At 64.1% G+C, this 15,961-nt stretch carries 14 protein-coding genes; 5 read left to right on the top strand and 9 right to left on the bottom strand.

What is annotated here, in order from left to right:
* Nucleotides 1-11: 11 nt before the first annotated feature.
* The 8 genes from pstA to ACN0V4_RS10820 form a co-directional block, all read right to left on the bottom strand.
* Nucleotides 12-1,364: a phosphate ABC transporter permease PstA gene (gene pstA / locus ACN0V4_RS10855; RefSeq protein WP_417675929.1), complete on the bottom strand. Its 1,353-nt coding sequence runs from the start codon at nt 1,362-1,364 to the stop codon at nt 12-14.
* Nucleotides 1,361-2,839, bottom strand: coding sequence for a phosphate ABC transporter permease subunit PstC (gene pstC, locus ACN0V4_RS10850; RefSeq protein ID WP_417675927.1), 1,479 nt, complete (start codon nt 2,837-2,839; stop codon nt 1,361-1,363). Before pstC ends, pstA begins: the two co-directional genes overlap by 4 nt.
* Before the next feature lie 85 nt (nt 2,840-2,924).
* Nucleotides 2,925-3,965, bottom strand: a complete 1,041-nt coding sequence (locus ACN0V4_RS10845) for a substrate-binding domain-containing protein (RefSeq protein ID WP_417675925.1) — start codon at nt 3,963-3,965, stop codon at nt 2,925-2,927.
* Between the two features lie 207 nt (nt 3,966-4,172).
* The gene (locus tag ACN0V4_RS10840) at nt 4,173-5,219 is read right to left on the bottom strand and encodes a sensor histidine kinase (RefSeq protein ID WP_417675923.1); all 1,047 of its coding nucleotides are present in this window, start codon (nt 5,217-5,219) and stop codon (nt 4,173-4,175) included.
* A 49-nt stretch (nt 5,220-5,268) separates the two neighbouring features.
* Nucleotides 5,269-6,459 (bottom strand): trans-sulfuration enzyme family protein, encoded by a 1,191-nt coding sequence (locus ACN0V4_RS10835; RefSeq protein ID WP_417675921.1) that lies wholly within the window; start codon nt 6,457-6,459, stop codon nt 5,269-5,271.
* Entirely contained in the window at nt 6,456-6,980 is a 525-nt protein-coding gene (locus ACN0V4_RS10830) for a gamma carbonic anhydrase family protein (RefSeq protein WP_417675919.1), read from the bottom strand. The genes ACN0V4_RS10835 and ACN0V4_RS10830 overlap by 4 nt, the downstream gene beginning before the upstream one ends.
* Nucleotides 6,977-7,621, bottom strand: coding sequence for a guanylate kinase (gmk, locus tag ACN0V4_RS10825; RefSeq protein ID WP_417675917.1), 645 nt, complete (start codon nt 7,619-7,621; stop codon nt 6,977-6,979). Before gmk ends, ACN0V4_RS10830 begins: the two co-directional genes overlap by 4 nt.
* 44 nt (nt 7,622-7,665) lie before the next feature.
* The gene (locus ACN0V4_RS10820; RefSeq protein ID WP_417675915.1) at nt 7,666-8,556 is read right to left on the bottom strand and encodes a YicC/YloC family endoribonuclease; all 891 of its coding nucleotides are present in this window, start codon (nt 8,554-8,556) and stop codon (nt 7,666-7,668) included.
* 315 nt (nt 8,557-8,871) lie between these two features.
* On the opposite strand from ACN0V4_RS10820, the gene ACN0V4_RS10815 reads away from it, so the two are divergent.
* Nucleotides 8,872-9,546 carry a PAS domain-containing protein gene (locus tag ACN0V4_RS10815; RefSeq protein ID WP_417675913.1) on the top strand — a complete coding sequence of 225 codons (675 nt, stop codon included), beginning with the start codon at nt 8,872-8,874 and terminating at the stop codon, nt 9,544-9,546.
* A 172-nt stretch (nt 9,547-9,718) separates the two neighbouring features.
* Here the strand turns inward: ACN0V4_RS10815 and ACN0V4_RS10810 are convergent, their stop codons facing one another.
* Entirely contained in the window at nt 9,719-11,092 is a 1,374-nt protein-coding gene (locus ACN0V4_RS10810) for a class II 3-deoxy-7-phosphoheptulonate synthase (RefSeq protein WP_417675911.1), read from the bottom strand.
* Between the two features lie 198 nt (nt 11,093-11,290).
* Here ACN0V4_RS10810 and ACN0V4_RS10805 point away from each other — a divergent pair, with 198 nt between their 5' ends.
* The 4 genes from ACN0V4_RS10805 (at nt 11,291) to ACN0V4_RS10790 (ending at nt 15,960) form a co-directional block, all read left to right on the top strand.
* Nucleotides 11,291-12,298, top strand: a complete 1,008-nt coding sequence (locus ACN0V4_RS10805) for a GlxA family transcriptional regulator (protein ID WP_417675909.1) — start codon at nt 11,291-11,293, stop codon at nt 12,296-12,298.
* Nucleotides 12,299-12,953: 655 nt separating this feature from the next.
* Nucleotides 12,954-14,135, top strand: a complete 1,182-nt coding sequence (locus ACN0V4_RS10800) for an ABC transporter substrate-binding protein (RefSeq protein WP_417675907.1) — start codon at nt 12,954-12,956, stop codon at nt 14,133-14,135.
* A 101-nt stretch (nt 14,136-14,236) separates the two neighbouring features.
* On the top strand, nt 14,237-15,019 hold the full coding sequence (locus ACN0V4_RS10795; protein ID WP_417675905.1) for an ABC transporter ATP-binding protein: 783 nt from the start codon (nt 14,237-14,239) through the stop codon (nt 15,017-15,019).
* Nucleotides 15,020-15,138: 119 nt separating this feature from the next.
* On the top strand, nt 15,139-15,960 hold the full coding sequence (locus ACN0V4_RS10790; RefSeq protein ID WP_417675903.1) for an ABC transporter ATP-binding protein: 822 nt from the start codon (nt 15,139-15,141) through the stop codon (nt 15,958-15,960).
* The last annotated feature ends 1 nt before the right edge of the window (nt 15,961 follow it).

Here is a 15,961-nt window from a genome sequence, read left to right as displayed (position 1 = left end):
TCCTATACCTCTTACCAGCGGCGCTCGAAACGGCGGCGCAGGATGACAGCCAGGGTGTTCATGGTGACCAGGAAGACCAGCAGGATGATGATCCCGCCCCAGGCCCGCTCATAAAAGGCCGGGTCTGCCCGTTTCGCCCATTCATAGATTTGTGCCGGCATTGCCGAGTTCGGCGCCAGCAGGCCGGCGGCGATGCTGTCCGGCGGGTTGGAGGCGATGAAGCCCACCATGCCGATCAGCAGCAGCGGCGCGGTTTCCCCCAGCGCCTGCGCCAGGCCGATGATGGTGCCGGTCAGGATGCCCGGTGCGGCCAGCGGCAGCACGTGGTGAAACACCGCCTGCATCTTCGAGGCCCCTACCCCCAGCGCCGCGTCGCGGATCGAGGGCGGCACCGCCTTCAGCGCGGCGCGGGTCGAGATGATGATGGTCGGCAGCGTCATCAGCGTCAGCACCAGGCCACCGACCAGCGGCGCCGACATCGGCAGGTGCATGTAGTTGATGAAGACCGCCAGCCCGAGGATCCCGAAGACGATCGAGGGCACCGCCGCGAGGTTCGAGATATTCACCTCGATCACATCGGTCCACCAGGCCTTGGGGGCGAATTCCTCAAGAAAGATCGAGGCGGCCACACCGATCGGCAGCGACAGCGCCAGCACCACCAGCATCATGAACAGCGATCCCAGCATCGACGTCCCGATCCCGGCGGCCTCGGGGCGTTGGTCAGAGGCGTCGGAGCCGAAGATGAAAGACGGGTTGAAGGACTTCTTGATCACCCCGGCCTTGATCAGCTGGTCGGCGAAGTCGAGCTGCGCGGCCGAGATGTTCTTGTCGTTCTCGATGCTCTGGCGCGACACCCGGCCTTTCATGTAGCCATCGACCCGGCTGTTGGCGAAAAAGCGGAAGCTGACCGTCTGGCCGATCTGGTCGGGATGTTCGATCACATAGTCGCGCAGTTGCGCCGGGGCACCCTTGGACAGCAATTCTGCCATATCCTTGGATTTCAGCCCGCTCTTCAGCCCCAGCGCGTTCACCTTGGCCTCGAAGGCTTTCTGGATCAGCGGCGCATAGCCGAAGGTCGACACCTTCTTGATCTCCTCGATATCGCGGCTGCCCTTCTTGTCGAGCTTGGTGGCGTCGAGGGTGACATCGAGCGTGATGAAGGTCTGGGTGAAGGCGCTGTAGCCGTTGCCGACGATGTTGAAGACCAGGATCACCAGCATCACCAGCCCGACCCCGATGGCGGCGATGCCATAGGCCTGGAACCGGCGTTCGGCGGCGTTGCGTCGTTTGGTCCGGGCGGTCAGCTTCAGCAGCGTCTCGCCGTGTTTGCGCGGCGTGGAGCCTTGGTGGCTGATATCGGTCATTCGTACTGCTCCCGGTATTTGCGCACGATATAGAGCGCGAGAACGTTCAGCCCCAGCGTCAGGACAAACAGCGTGATGCCGAGGGCGAAGGCGACCAGCGTCTCGGCGCTGGCGAAATCGGTGTCGCCGGTCAACTGGCTGACAATCCGGGTGGTGATCGTGGTCATCGATTCCAGCGGGTTGAGCGAGAATTTGGCGATCGCGCCGGCGCCCATCACCACGATCATGGTTTCACCGATGGCGCGCGAGGCGGCCAGAAGGATGGCGCCGACGATCCCCGGCAGCGCCGCCGGCAGCACCACTTGGCGCACGGTTTCGGATTTGGTGGCGCCAAGACCCAGCGAGCCGTCGCGCATGGCCTGCGGCACCGCGTTGATGATGTCGTCCGACAGCGAGGAGACGAAGGGGATCAGCATGATGCCCATCACCAGGCCCGCCGTCAGCACCGAGGTCGCCCCGGACATCCAGTCGACGCCCAGCAGCCCTTCGGGCCCGTTGCCGAAGATGCTGACCAGCGCCGGCCCCACCGTCAGCAGCGCGAAGAGACCGTAGACGATGGTGGGAATGCCGGCCAGGATCTCCAGCAGCGGCTTGGCGAAGGCACGGACATGGCCGTTGGCGTATTCCGACAGGTAGACGGCGGCGAAGAGCCCGACCGGCACCGCCACCAGAAGCGCGATGAAGGAGATATAGAGCGTGCCCCAGAGCAACGGCAGGATCGAAAGCTCGCTGTCGCCGCGGAAGTTCGGCGCCCAGGTGCTGCCGAAGAAGAAATCCACCCAGCTGTGCAGCTTGAAGAAGTTGATGGTCTCGAAGAACATCGACAGCACGATGCCGATGGTGGTCAGGATCGCCAGCGAGGCCGCCAGTACCAGCAGCGCCAGCAGGCCCTTTTCGACCACGTTGCGGGCGCGGAAATCCTTGTCGGTGCGCAGCCAGGCAAAGCCGAAGCCGCCAAGCGCCAGCAGGCTGACGACGATCACCATGGCGAGATGCCCGGTGGCGTTGATTGCGCGATAGTGCTGCGCCGCCAACAGGACCTCGGGCCGCACGTCGGAGCCGAGCGCCACGCCCAGCTCGCCCAGGCGGCCGCGCAGGTCGGTGAACTCGGTGCGGATGTTGCGCGCCTCGGTCTCGCTCAGCGCCCCCTGATCGACGGCGATATCAAGACCTTCGGCGACACGGCGGACATCGCTCATCACCAGGCCGCGGGTCGAGCTTTCCGGGATCGCCTGCGCCGGGATCAGCTTCGACACCTGATTGTCGACGATGATCGGCTGCGCCAGCAGCCACAAGGCAAGCACGAGGAGTGCCGGCACCAAGGTCGTCAGCAGGACGTTTGCGCCGTAATAGTTCGGAAGGGAATGAAGGTCGCGGACATTGCCGCCGGCACTGTGCAGGGCGCGGGCGCGTCCGGCCAGAAATCCGAGGGCGGCAAGCGCGAGGACGAAGACAACGAGCCAGAGGGTCGGCATCAAGGGCTCCAATCGAGGCGGGCGAAAATTCGGGAACAACAAGAAGGACCGGGACGGCAGGCGCCGTCCCGGTCCCAGGGGGCAATTACATATTGCCGCCCATCACGACTTCATCGGCCACGGCCTCTTGGGTCTTGGCCAGCTCCGGATCGGAGACCAGGCCATAGGCAGCCAGCGGGCCATCGGGGCCGGCGATCTCGTCGGAGACGAAGAACTCAGCGAATTCCTTCAGGCCGGGGATCACGCCGATGTGGGCTTTCTTCACGTAGAAGAACAGCGGGCGCGACACCGGGTAGTCACCCGAGGCGATGGTCGCGGTCGACGGAACGATGCCCGACATGGTGGCGACTTGCAGCTTGTCGGTGTTGTTTTCGTAGAAGGCCAGGCCGAAGACGCCGATGCCATCCTTGTTGGAGTCGATGCGGGCCAGGGTTTCGGTGTAGTCGCCGTCGATGTCGACCGACTTGCCGTCGGTGCGCAGGGCGATACAGGCTTTCTCGGCAGCTTTCTTGTCGTCGCCATTGGCGGCGGCGAAGGCGGCGAAATCGCCGGTTTCTTCACAGCCGGCCAGGATCACCTTCTCTTCGAAGACTTCGCGGGTGCCATGCTTGGTGCCGGGGATGAAGGCCTGGATCGGTTGCGCCGGGAAGGCCGGGTTCACGTCTTTCCAGGTGGTGTTCGGGTTGTCGATGATCTTGCCGTCGACGACGATCTTGTCCGACAGCGCCTTGTACCAATCGGCCGGGGTGAATTCGAACTTGTTGCCGTTGATGTCGCTGGCGAAGACGATGCCGTCATAGCCGATGCGGACTTCCATGATGTCGGTCACGCCGGCGTCGGCGCAGGCCTTGATTTCCTTGTCCTTGATCTTGCGCGACGCGTTGGCGATGTCGATGGTGTTTTCACCGACGCCTTCGCAGAAGCGCTTGAGGCCGGCCGACGAACCGCCCGATTCCACGACCGGGGTCGGGAAGTCGAAGTTTTCGCCGAAGGCTTCGGCGACGATCGACGCATAGGGCAGCACGGTCGAGGAACCGGCAATCTGCACCTGGTCGCGAGCGGCGGCAGCGGTGGCCGAAACGGCGCCGAGAGCCAGCGCGGAAACCGTCAGTTTCACAAAGGACATGTCTGTCTCCTTGGGTAAGGTCAAAAGCGATCACCCCCATGATGATCTTGCCGCATCTCCTAGAGAGGCAGCATGTGCCTTTTGTGACGTACATGTAACAGTTAGATGACAAACGAGGGGTGTGCCGCCGCTTCGAACCAGAAAATCGCGCATGGAAAATGACTTATGGTTGTCTAGATTTCTGCGACAACTGAGGGACAAGTCCGGTTACTTCGGTAAAATAACCGTAAAAACAGCACCTTGCCCCAGCTCGCTTTCGACCCGCAGGCGACCGCGGTGGCGGTTGACGATGTGTTTGACGATCGCCAGCCCCAGGCCGGTTCCGCCAAGCTGTCGTGACCGATGGTTGTCGGCGCGATAGAATCGTTCGGTCAGCCGCGGCAGGTGGACGGGATCGATTCCCGGCCCCTTGTCGATCACCTGCACCCGTGCGGCCGCCGCCCGCACCGCCGGATCGCGCTCGGAAGAGGTCAGCACCAGATCGACCCGCCCGCCCGAGGCGCCGTATTTGATCGCGTTCTCCACCAGATTGGTGAACACCTGCCTCAACTGGTCGGGATCGCCCGTCACCTCGACATCCTCTTCAGGCGCGGTCAGATGCAGCACCACGCCGGCCTCCTCGCCCAGCGGGCGCAGGGTATGGAGCGTGTCTTCCAAAGTCTGGGTCAGGTTGACCTGTTCCTTCGGCCGCACCCTTTCGTCGCTTTCGACCCGGTTCAGCGACAGCAGGTCGCCGACCAGCCGGTTCATCCGGCTCGCCTCGCCCTCCATGATGCCCAGAAAGCGGTCGCGGGCAATCGGGTCGTCCTTGGCGGCGCCGCGCAGGGTTTCGATGAAGCCCATCAGCGCGGTCAGCGGCGTGCGCAGCTCGTGGCTGACGTTGGCGACGAAGTCGCGGCGCATCTGCCCGGCCTGTTCCAGATGGGTAACGTCCTGAAAGCTGACCAGCACGGCCCCGCCCTGCACTGCGCCGATGCCGCGAACATAGCGGCAGGTGACGTCATAGGTGGTGTCCTGCGCGCCGTCGTTCGACAGGTGCCGCGCCGTGTGCGGGCGTTTGTCGCGCAGGCCGGCCTCGATCGCGTCCAGCACCTGCGGCTGGCGCAGGATGGTGGCGAAGTGCCGGCCGATGATCTGCTGGCCGAGCAGCGTCAGCGCCTCGGCATTGGCGGCGATGATGCGCTCGGACTGGTCCACCAGCAGCGCCGGCAATGGCATTGCCGCGAGGAAATCGGAAATCAGATCGTTCAGCATTTAGTCTCCCTCCCCGGAGTCGTCCGGGCACCCTGCCGCATCAATGTAACTATGATGCGGCAAGCGCCGCGGCGACGGCCTCAGAGAAGATGGATTTCAGCGCCTCGGGTTCTTCCAGCCCGACGGAGACGCGGAAGAACCCTTCCGACAGGCCGAGCGCGGCGCGCTCCGCCTCGGTCAGTGCCCGGTGCGAGGAGGAGGCGGGATGCGACAGCGTGGTGCCGATATCGCCCAGCGTCGGCGCGAAACACAGCCCTTCCGCCCCGCGGGTGAAGGCATTGGCGGCAGCCCGCCCGCCCTCCAGCTCGAAGCTGACCATGTTGCAGCCCCGCTCGTTCAGCAGCGCCTGTGCGCGCGCGTGATCGGGATGATCGGGACGCAGCGGATAGATCACCCGCTTGACCCCGGCGAGCCCGGCCAGATGATCCGCCAGCGCCGCGGCAGTCGCCTGGGCCCGGTCGAACCGCAGATCGAAGGTCAGCATGCCGCGTTCGGCCAGCCAGCAGTCGAACGGGCTGGGGGTGAGGCCGGCGGTGACCGAAAACACCCTGAGCCGCGCCGTGATCTCGGGGTCGCGGGCGACGACATAGCCCAGCATCACGTCGGAATGGCCCGACAGCAGCTTGGTCACCGAATGGATGACGATATCGGCACCATGATCGAAGGGCCGGATCGCCTTCGGCGTGGTGAACGTGTTGTCGACCGCCAGCAGGATGCCCTTGTCACGGCAAAGCGCGGCGATCCCGTCCAGATCGGCCACCCGCAAGGTCGGGTTCGACACCACCTCGATCAGCACAAGGCGGGTTTCCGGGCGAATGGCGGCCGCGACCGCCGCGATATCGCAGGGATCGGCCAGCGAGGTGGCAATGCCCAGACGCGGCAGATCCTCCTTCATCATCCGCAGCGATCGGCCGTAAAGCTGATTGCCGCCGATGACGTGATCGCCGGACTTGAGCAGCCCCAGCAGCACCGCGCTCACCGCCGACATGCCGGAGCCGGTCAGGACACCGCCCTGCCCGCCTTCCATCGCGTCGAGCCGTTGCGATACCACATCGGCGTTCGGGTGGCCTTCGCGCGAATAGGTATAGCCGTGAACGCGGCCCTCATATTGATCGTCCAGCGCGTCCGGCGTGTCGCTGGCATAGACGACCGAGGGGCTGAGCGGGGTGACGACCGGGCGGCTGGCGCTGTCTGGCAGGGAAAAGGGCCGCACCAGCGACCCTTTGGAATTGCGTGTCATTCGACTGCCCTCATGGTGTCGCGGAACTTGCGCATATTGTCCTGATAATGCAGCGCCCCCAGCCGCATCCGCTTGGCGTGATCCTCGCCGATCTCGCGCACCACCTTGCCCGGCGCGCCCATGACCAGAGAGTTGTCGGGGATCTCCTTGCCCTCGGTCACCAGCGCACCGGCGCCGATCAGGCAGTTCTTGCCGATCTTGGCGCCGTTCAGCACCGTCGCCCCCATGCCGATCAGCGAGCCGTCGCCGATGGTGCAGCCGTGCAGCATGACCTTGTGGCCGATGGTGCAATCCTTGCCGATGGTCAGCGGATAGCCCGCATCCACGTGCATGACGCAATCTTCCTGCACGTTCGATCCCTCGCCGATCCGGATCTCCTCGTGATCGGCGCGGATGGTGCAGCCGAACCAGACCGAGGATCCGGGCTCCATCACCACCTTGCCGATCAGATTGGCATCGGGGGCGACCCAGGTGTCGGCGTCGATCTGCGGGGCGTCATCGCCCAGGGCATAGATGGTCATTCGTTCTCCTCCTCGAATTCCGATTGCAGGGCACGCACATGCAGGGTCAGCCCCGGTTGCTGGATGCGGCGCAGCCGGGTGGCGGTGATGATGGTCTTCAACCGCTCCTCGGTCCGGTCCAGATCGTCATTGATCAGCACATAATCATAGCTGCCCCAATGGCTGATCTCGTCCCAGCTTTTCTGCATCCGGCGGCCGATGGTATCGGCATCGTCCTGGCCGCGGCTGATCAGCCGGCGCCGCAGCTCGGCGATCGAGGGCGGCAGCAGGAAGATCGACAGCGTGTGCTGCCCCAGCGCCGAGTTGCGGATCTGCTGCGCCCCCTGCCAGTCGATGTCGAAGAGCACATCCTCGCCCCGGTCGATCGCGGCCTCGATCGGCCCGCGCGGCGAGCCGTAGAAATTGCCGAAGACATGGGCATGCTCCAGCATACCGTCGTCGGTGACATGGGCCTTGAACTGGGCTTCGGTCATGAAATGGTAATCGGTGCCGTGGACCTCGCCCGGGCGGGGCTGCCGGGTGGTGGCGCTGACCGAGAACACGATCGAAGGGTCCCAGGCGCGCAGCCGCTTGGCCAGGGTGGATTTCCCCGCGCCCGAGGGCGAGGACAGGATGATCAGCAATCCGCGACGGTCAGCCATCTCAGATCTCCTTCTGGGTCATTTGGGGCACGATGCGGCCCGCGTCATTCGACATTCTGGACCTGCTCGCGCATCTGGTCGATCACCGCCTTGAGGTCGAGCCCTACCCGGGTCAGATCGGAATTCTGCGACTTGGAACAGAGCGTATTGGCCTCGCGGTTGAACTCCTGCATCAGGAAATCCAGCTTGCGGCCGACCGCACCGCCGTTGTCGAGCAGTTCGCGCGCCGCCTCGACATGGGCGCGCAGCCGGTCGAGTTCTTCGGTCACATCGGCCTTGACCGCGATCAGCGCCAGCTCCTGCGCCACCCGGTCGGGATCGGCGCCGTCGATATTGTCGAGCACCCGGGCCAGATTGGCGCGCAGCGTGTCCGCCATTGCGGATTTGCGCGCCTCGGCCAGCGTGGCCGCCTCGCCCACCAGGATCACCACCTGATCGAGCTGGCCGCGCAACAGCTTCTCCAGCGCCTTGCCCTCGGCGCGGCGCATTTCGAGAAAGGCGGCGATCAGCGGCCGAAGCTCGGCCTTGAGCTGGCTGACCAGCGCGCTGTAATCCTCCGCCTCGCTGCCGGCTTCCATCATTCCGCGCAGGCAGAGCAGATCGCTCGCCCGCGACGGCGCCAGATCGACGCCGCGCATCTGGGCCTCGGCCTCGATCCGCGCTAGCGCATCGAGCGCAGCGGTCAGGAGCCCCGGGTTCAGAACGGCGTTGGCGGCAAAGTCGCTGCGGGTCAGTCGCAGCGACAGGGTGACATTGCCACGCGCCAGTACCTTAGAGAGATCGGCGCGCAGGGCGGTCTCCAGCCCATCCAGCCAATCCGGCACCCTGAGACGCAGATCAAGCCCCTTGCCGTTGACGCTGCGCAGCTCCCACCCCCAGGTGAAAGGCGCACGCTCTCCCTTGGCCGAAGCAAATCCGGTCATCGATCTGATCATGCGCTTGCGCCCCTTGTCATCGCTTTGTCCATGTTGTGGGCAGGTAATGCCAACCGGCCTGGCAGGGCAAGCCCCCCTGCCCCAGCTCCCGCCCCGACGCCGGCATATCGGGAGCCGCCGCAGCTGTTTCCCCTGCGTCAACGGATCGTTGTTAACCAGGGCTTAAGGAAACGCTCCAAATTTGAGCTGAAATGTGTCAAATTAACGGCGAAGTAACCAATTCCGGTTTACCCCGGGGTGGCAGTAACGATCGACCTTTTCCCTGGCGCCGGGCCCGCAACGGCCCGGCCCGCGCCGCAACCGAGGTGGCAGCCGATGCGAGATTTTCCTCAGGTCTCTTTGCACCAGGGCGACAGCAATGTCGTCCCTCTGCAGCAGTTCCGTCGCGGTCAGAGCCTGTCACCCCTGCGCCAGGCCGAAGCCTACTGGCTTGCGCTCTGTGGTCCGGACAGCCTGCCTCGCCGCAGCCAGATCGACCCGCGCGGTCTGGCGAATATCCTCGATCACACCTTCATCCTCGAACGGGTGGCGCCGCGCGTCGCCCGGTTCCGGCTTGCCGGGCAGGTGCTGGAGGATCTGGCCGGCATGGATGTGCGTGGCCTGCCCTTCACGGCGCTTTTCGCCGATGGCGCCCGGGTCGAGGCGGGCAGCACGCTCGAACGGGTCTTCTCGACCCCGAATGTGGCGGAATTGCGGCTTTCCCTGTCGCGCGGCGGCGGGCACCCGATGGGCGAAGGCCGGCTTTTGCTGCTGCCGCTGACCACGGATGAGGGTGAGATCGCCCGCGCGCTCGGTGTCATCGTGGCCGATCCGGCCTGCAGAAGCCTGCCCTGCCGGTTCGAAGTCTCCGATCGCCTGCTGCGGGCGACGCCCGGCGCGGCGCTCCGCCCGGCAGGCCCGGCGGCCCCCGCTCAATCCGCGCCTGAGGGCTTCGCCGAGCCGAGAGCCGCCTATGCCGAAACCGGCGCTCATCTGCGGCTGGTGAAATAGCTCCGACACGGCGACTTGCCCCGAAGGCGGCATTTCCGGCGGCGCTCCCCCCTGGGAGCATCTTTGCAAAGAAGACGGGGGCGGCCGCGGTCACGGCTCGCCCCCTGCTTCGTCTTTGCTGAAATAGGCCCGCCGGAGGCTTTGCAGCGCAGCCGCGCCTCCGGCCCGGCGCTCAGCCGGCGGCGCGTGCCGCGACCCGGCCGTCGCGCAGGCGGCTCAGTTCCTCGGCCACCAGGAAGGCCAGTTCCAGCGACTGGCTGGCGTTCAGCCGCGGATCGCAGGCGGTGTGATAGCGATCCGAGAGGTTCTCTTCCTGCAACGCATGCAGGCCACCGGTGCATTCGGTGACATCCTGGCCGGTCATCTCGAAATGCACACCGCCCGGAACGGTGCCCTCGGCGGCATGGATGGCGAAGAAATCGCGCACCTCGCGCAGCACCGCGTCAAAGGGCCGGGTCTTGAAGCCGGTCGAGGATTTGATGGTATTGCCGTGCATCGGGTCGGAAACCCAGACCACATTGGCGCCCTCTTCCTGCACCGTCTTTATCAGCCGCGGCAGGTGATCGCCGGCCTTGCCGGCACCGAAGCGGGTGATCAGGGTCAGCCGGCCGGCCTCGTTCTGCGGGTTCAGCTTGGCCATCAGCCGCTTCAGATCCTCGGCGGTCATCGAGGGGCCGCATTTCAGCCCGATCGGGTTCAGCACGCCGCTGCAATATTCGACATGGGCGCCATCGGGTTGCCGGGTGCGATCGCCGATCCAGATCAGATGACCGGACCCCGCCAGCCAGTTGCCCGAGGTGGAATCCTGCCGCGTCAGCGCCTCTTCATATTCCAGCAGCAGCGCCTCATGGCTGGTGTAGAATTCCACCGACTGCAGCGTATGCGCGGTGTCGCGGTTGACGCCGGCGGCGCGCATGAAATCGAGCGTGTCGGTGATCCGGCTCGCCAGTTCGCGATAGCGCGTCGCCTTTTCGCTTTCGGTGAAGCCGAGGATCCAGGAATGCACCTGGTTCACATCGGCATAGCCGCCGGTGGAAAAGGCGCGCAGCAGGTTCAGCGTCGCCGCCGCCTGGGTATAGGCTTGCAGCATGCGCGTCGGATCCGGGATCCGCGCCTCGGGGGTGAAGGCGAGATCGTTGATGATGTCGCCGCGATAGCTGGGCAGTTCGACACCGTCGATCACCTCGGTCGGAGCCGAGCGCGGCTTGGCGAACTGGCCGGCCATGCGGCCCAGCTTGATCACCGGCACCTTGGCGCCATAGGTCAGCACCATCGCCATCTGCAGCATGACCTTGAAGGTGTCGCGGATGCTGTCGGCGCTGAATTGTTCAAAGCTTTCAGCACAATCGCCGCCCTGCAGCAGGAAGGCCTCGCCGCGCGAGGCGGCGCCGAGATGGGTTTTCAGCCGCCGCGCCTCGCCAGCGAAGACCAGCGGAGGATATTTCCCCAGTTGCGCCTCGACCGCGTGAAGCGCCTGCGGGTCGGTATAGTCAGGCATCTGGACGCGCGGCTTGGCGCGCCAGGTCGATTTGCTCCAGTCGGTCATCGCTCGGGTCTCCTCCGGTCGGGATCTTCGCACAGCTTTTCAGGGGGGGTCTATACAAAAGGCAGGGGGCAGATGCCATAAGCCATTTGCGGCACTTGACGCCGCAATCAAGCTCCGCCCAAGGTGAGCTGCAGGGACAGGCCCGGAGGCGCCTCGCCAAGAAGGCGCGCCAGGGTCCGAGAATTCAGGAAGACCACCATGCCAGAGCAACGTCCAGTTGTCGTCAGCCTCCCGAAGTCGGGATCGAGCCGCCGCTTCGTCTTCGTGCTGCTGGATCGCTTCACCTTGCTGTCCTTCGCCTCGGCTCTGGAATGTCTGCGGATCGCCAATCGGATGGCGGGGATGGAACTTTATACCTGGCTGCTGATCGGCGAAGGCGGCGAGGAGATGACATGTTCGGCCGGCACCACCTTCAAGCTCGACGCCGGTCTCGAGATTCTTCAGCGCGACGACACCGTGCTGGTCTGTGGCGGTATCGACGTCCAGGCGGCGACCACTCCCAAGCTGCTGTCCTGGCTCCGGCGCGAGGCGCGGCGCGGCATGGTGATGGGCGGGCTCTGCACCGCCGGCTATGCGCTGGCCAAGGCCGGGCTGCTGGACGGCAAGCGTGCCACTATCCATTGGGAGAATGCCGACAGCTTTCTGGAGGAGTTCGAGGAGGTCGATCTGAACAAGTCGGTCTTCGTGATCGACGGCAACCGGATCACCACCGCCGGCGGCACCTCTTCGATCGACCTGATGCTGAAACTGATTGCCAGCGATTGGGGGGAAGAGCTGGCGAATGCGGTGGCCGATCAGTTGATCTATTCCTCGATCCGCACCGATCAGGACACTCAGCGGTTGTCGGTGCCCACCCGCATCGGTGTGCGGCATCCCAAGCTGAGCCAGGTGATCCAGATGATGGAGCGGAACATCGAGGAGCCGATCAGCCCGGCGATTCTGGCCCGGGACGTCGGCATGTCGACCCGCCAGCTCGAGCGGCTGTTTCGCCGCTATCTGAACCGCTCACCCAAGCGCTATTACATGGAGCTTCGGCTGCAGAAGGCCCGCAACCTGTTGATGCAGACCGACATGAGCGTGATCAACGTGGCGCTGGCCTGTGGTTTCGCCAGCCCGTCGCATTTCTCGAAATGTTACCGGGCGCATTATAATACGACACCCTATCGGGAACGCGGCACTCAGGGCGAGGCGCGTTTGTCGATCTGACAGGCCTCCCGAGCAAGGCGATTTGGCCTAATCTTTGGCTCTCATGTCAAAGTGAACAGAAATCAAATTAGACAATTGTCACCTTTCCTTGCTATATTTGAAATCACGCCGATTACTTCCGCATCAAAAGGATTCGGATGCGCTGTTTCGTAACGAGTGATTTGTTTCTTCGGAATTTTCACCCCATGTCGTGCCTCGCTCGGCGCTCTTGCACGGTCCCGCCGGATCGGAAATCTACCAGCCTTTCCCAGTCTCAAGTTGGGCAAGCCCATGGGACGATTTTTTCGCATTTCCATCCTTGGTGCGGCCGTTTTCGGTGGATTTTGTGCGCGACCGATCATCCGGAAATTTCCTCACGTTTTGTCCCGAGGAACGGGTTTCCTGAAATTCCAGAAGATTTAGCGCCAGGTGAGAATTTTAGAATTTTCGTGATCGCGCCCCAAAACAGGTCGCGCGCGGGGCCCTGAAGGCGACGATCGCCTATGCGCATTGACGTGGATTTGACGGCCGAATTAGATGGCCTGCGCCCCCCCTGCGCGGGGCGATTGCAGCGGTCGTTTCCCTGACGCCACGCAGGCAGGATAGTGCTTTTCTTTTGCAAAGAGCTTGCCTAGGATTTGATCAGAACATGACGTTCCAACAAGGGAGTAACTCAATGAAAAAGCTGCTTATGGCCACGGCCGCGACTGCACTTATGGCGGGTGCCGCCTCTGCGGCAGAGGTCAAGATGGGCATCATCCTGGGCTTCACCGGGCCGCTCGAGTCGATCACGCCCGATATGGCGGCGGCGGCGGAGTTCGCGATTGCCGAGGTGAATGCCGCCGGCACGCTGCTGAACGGGACCACCGTCACGCCGGTGCGCGCGGACTCCACCTGCATCGACGCCGGTGCCGCCACCGCCGCGGCCGAACGTCTGGTGACCTCGGATGGTATCGCCGGCATCATGGGGGCCGACTGTTCCGGCGTGACCACCGCGATCCTGTCGAACGTGGCCGTGCCGAACGGCGTGGTGATGATCTCTCCCTCGGCGACCTCGCCGGCGCTGTCGACCATCGAAGACAACGGGCTGTTCTTCCGCACCGCCCCCTCCGACGCCCGTCAGGGCCAGGTCATGTCCGACATCCTGATGGAAGAAGGCGTCAAGAGCGTCGCCGTCACCTATACCAACAACGACTATGGCAAGGGGCTGGCCGACAGTTTCGAGAAAGCCTTTAAGGCCGCCGGTGGCACCGTGACGATCAGCGCCGCCCATGAGGATGGCAAGGCGGACTATTCGGCCGAAGTCGGCGCGCTGGCTGCCGCCGGCGGTGACCGTCTGGTCGTGGCGGGCTACGTCGATGGCGGCGGTTCGGGCATCGTGCGCGGGGCGCTCGACAGCGGGGCCTTCGACACCTTCCATTTCGTCGATGGCATGGTGTCGGACACGCTGACCGAGAAGTTCAAGGGCGAGCTTGACGGCTCGATGGGCCAAGTGCCGGGGTCGGACAGCCCGGGTGCTGCGAGCTTCGAGAAGATGGTCGGCGACAAGTTCAACGCCACCGGCCCCTTCGCCAAGGAAAGCTATGACGCCGCGGCGCTGATCATGCTGGCGATGCAGGCTGCCGGCAGCACCGATCCGCAGGTCTACAAGGACAAGGTGATGGATGTCGCCAACGCCCCGGGCGAGCAGATCTTCCCGGGCGAGCTGGCCAAGGCGATCGAGATCCTGAGCAAGGGCGGTGACATCGACTATGTCGGCGCCACCGCGGTGGAGCTGATCGGCCCGGGCGAAAGCGCCGGCAACTATCGCGAGATCACCTTCAAGGACGGCAAGGAAGTCACGGTCAAGTTCCGCTGATCGGATCACCGATCTGAATTAAGATCAGCCCGGGTGCGTGCAGCCGGGCTGATCCAACCAACAAGCCGCGCCAAAAGAACAGCGGCGAGACGGGGAAAAACATGATCGTCGTAGAAGACGTACACAAGCACTTTGGCGGATTCCACGCTGTGGATGGCGCCAGTTTGACCATTGCCGAAGGGTCGATCACCGGGTTGATCGGACCGAACGGCGCCGGCAAGACCACCCTCTTCAATGTCATCGCCGGCGTGCTGGCGCCCACCTCGGGGCGGGTCACCATGCAGGGCGAGGATATCACCGGGCTGCCGCCGCATGATCTGTTCCACAAGGGTCTGTTGCGGACCTTCCAGATCGCACATGAATTCTCCTCGATGACCTGCCGGGAAAACCTGATGATGGTGCCCGGAGGCCAGTCGGGCGAGACGCTGTGGAACACCTGGTTCGGCCGCAAACGCATCGCCGATGAGGAACGCGCGCTCAGGGCCAAGGCCGATGAGGTGCTGGACTTCCTCACCATCGGCCATATCGCTGACCTCAAGGCCGGCGAGATCTCGGGCGGGCAGAAGAAGCTCCTTGAACTCGGCCGTACCATGATGGTCGACGCCAAGATCGTCTTTCTGGACGAGGTCGGCGCCGGGGTGAACCGGACGCTGCTCTATACCATCGCCGATGCGATCAAGCGCCTCAATCAGGAGCGCGGCTATACCTTTGTGGTGATCGAGCATGACATGGATTTCATCGAACGCCTTTGCGATCCGGTGATCTGCATGGCCGAGGGCAAGGTGTTGGCGCAGGGCACGCTGGCCGAGATCAAGGCCAACGAGCATGTGATCGAGGCCTATCTGGGCACCGGGCTGAAGAACAAGGAGATGATCGGCGCCTGATCGGTGCGGGCGCCATCCCGGGACGTCGTCCCGGGGGGATAAGAACAGACAAGAGAACGACACAATAGCGTTCCGATGGGGATAAACATGACCAGACGACAAAGTACGCGGGGACGCCGATGAGCGGCAGCACCTACGACGACCGCGGCAACAACGACCAGAGCATCGTCAACCTGCATGGGATCGGAGAGCTTGGCTCTCATCCCGGCACCGAGCACGCAATGGATACCGGCAGCGCCTTTCTGATCGGCGACAGCATGACCGGCGGCTATGGCAAGGGGCCCGATATCCTGCATGATTGCACCATCGCGGTGAACCGCGGCGAGATCGCGGTGATCGTCGGGCCGAACGGCGCCGGCAAGTCCACCGCGATGAAGGCGATCTTCGGCATGCTGGATCTGCACAAGGGCTCGGTCCGGCTCGATGGCGAGGACATCACCGATCTCAACCCGCAGGACCGGGTGGTCAAGGGCATGGGGTTCGTGCCGCAGACCAACAATATCTTCACCTCGATGACGGTGGAGGAGAACCTGGAAATGGGCGCCTTCATCCGCCGTGACGATTTCCGCGACACCATGGCCCAGGTCTATGACCTGTTCCCGATCCTGAAGGACAAGCGCAAGCAGGCCGCGGGCGAACTGTCGGGCGGTCAGCGTCAGCAGGTGGCGGTTGGCCGGGCGCTGATGACCCGGCCCAAGGTGCTGATGCTGGACGAACCCACCGCCGGGGTCAGCCCGATCGTGATGGACGAGCTGTTCGACCGCATCATCGAGGTCGCCCGCACCGGCATTCCGATCCTGATGGTGGAACAGAACGCCCGTCAGGCGCTGGAGATCGCTGATCACGGCTATGTCCTGGTGCAGGGCAGCAATGCCTATACCGGCACCGGGAAACAGCTTCTGGCCGATCCCGAAGTCCGGCAAGCGTTCCTGGGGGGCTGAG

The organism is Pseudodonghicola sp. (assembly GCF_048268305.1).
In the GTDB taxonomy this organism is placed as follows: Bacteria; Pseudomonadota; Alphaproteobacteria; order Rhodobacterales; family Rhodobacteraceae; genus Pseudodonghicola.
Note: the sequence above shows the minus strand (reverse complement) of the source record. Positions and strands in the feature narration are given on the sequence as shown.

Excerpts from the sequence above, each read along its gene's own strand:
- pstA (WP_417675929.1), bottom strand. The coding sequence starts at position 1,364 with ATGACCGATATCAGCCACCAAGGCTCCACGCCGCGCAAACACGGCGAG.
- pstC (WP_417675927.1), bottom strand. The coding sequence starts at position 2,839 with ATGCCGACCCTCTGGCTCGTTGTCTTCGTCCTCGCGCTTGCCGCCCTC.
- ACN0V4_RS10845 (WP_417675925.1), bottom strand. The coding sequence starts at position 3,965 with ATGTCCTTTGTGAAACTGACGGTTTCCGCGCTGGCTCTCGGCGCCGTT.
- ACN0V4_RS10840 (WP_417675923.1), bottom strand. The coding sequence starts at position 5,219 with ATGCTGAACGATCTGATTTCCGATTTCCTCGCGGCAATGCCATTGCCG.
- ACN0V4_RS10835 (WP_417675921.1), bottom strand. The coding sequence starts at position 6,459 with ATGACACGCAATTCCAAAGGGTCGCTGGTGCGGCCCTTTTCCCTGCCA.
- ACN0V4_RS10830 (WP_417675919.1), bottom strand. The coding sequence starts at position 6,980 with ATGACCATCTATGCCCTGGGCGATGACGCCCCGCAGATCGACGCCGAC.
- gmk (WP_417675917.1), bottom strand. The coding sequence starts at position 7,621 with ATGGCTGACCGTCGCGGATTGCTGATCATCCTGTCCTCGCCCTCGGGC.
- ACN0V4_RS10820 (WP_417675915.1), bottom strand. The coding sequence starts at position 8,556 with ATGATCAGATCGATGACCGGATTTGCTTCGGCCAAGGGAGAGCGTGCG.
- ACN0V4_RS10815 (WP_417675913.1), top strand. The coding sequence starts at position 8,872 with ATGCGAGATTTTCCTCAGGTCTCTTTGCACCAGGGCGACAGCAATGTC.
- ACN0V4_RS10810 (WP_417675911.1), bottom strand. The coding sequence starts at position 11,092 with ATGACCGACTGGAGCAAATCGACCTGGCGCGCCAAGCCGCGCGTCCAG.
- ACN0V4_RS10805 (WP_417675909.1), top strand. The coding sequence starts at position 11,291 with ATGCCAGAGCAACGTCCAGTTGTCGTCAGCCTCCCGAAGTCGGGATCG.
- ACN0V4_RS10800 (WP_417675907.1), top strand. The coding sequence starts at position 12,954 with ATGAAAAAGCTGCTTATGGCCACGGCCGCGACTGCACTTATGGCGGGT.
- ACN0V4_RS10795 (WP_417675905.1), top strand. The coding sequence starts at position 14,237 with ATGATCGTCGTAGAAGACGTACACAAGCACTTTGGCGGATTCCACGCT.
- ACN0V4_RS10790 (WP_417675903.1), top strand. The coding sequence starts at position 15,139 with ATGAGCGGCAGCACCTACGACGACCGCGGCAACAACGACCAGAGCATC.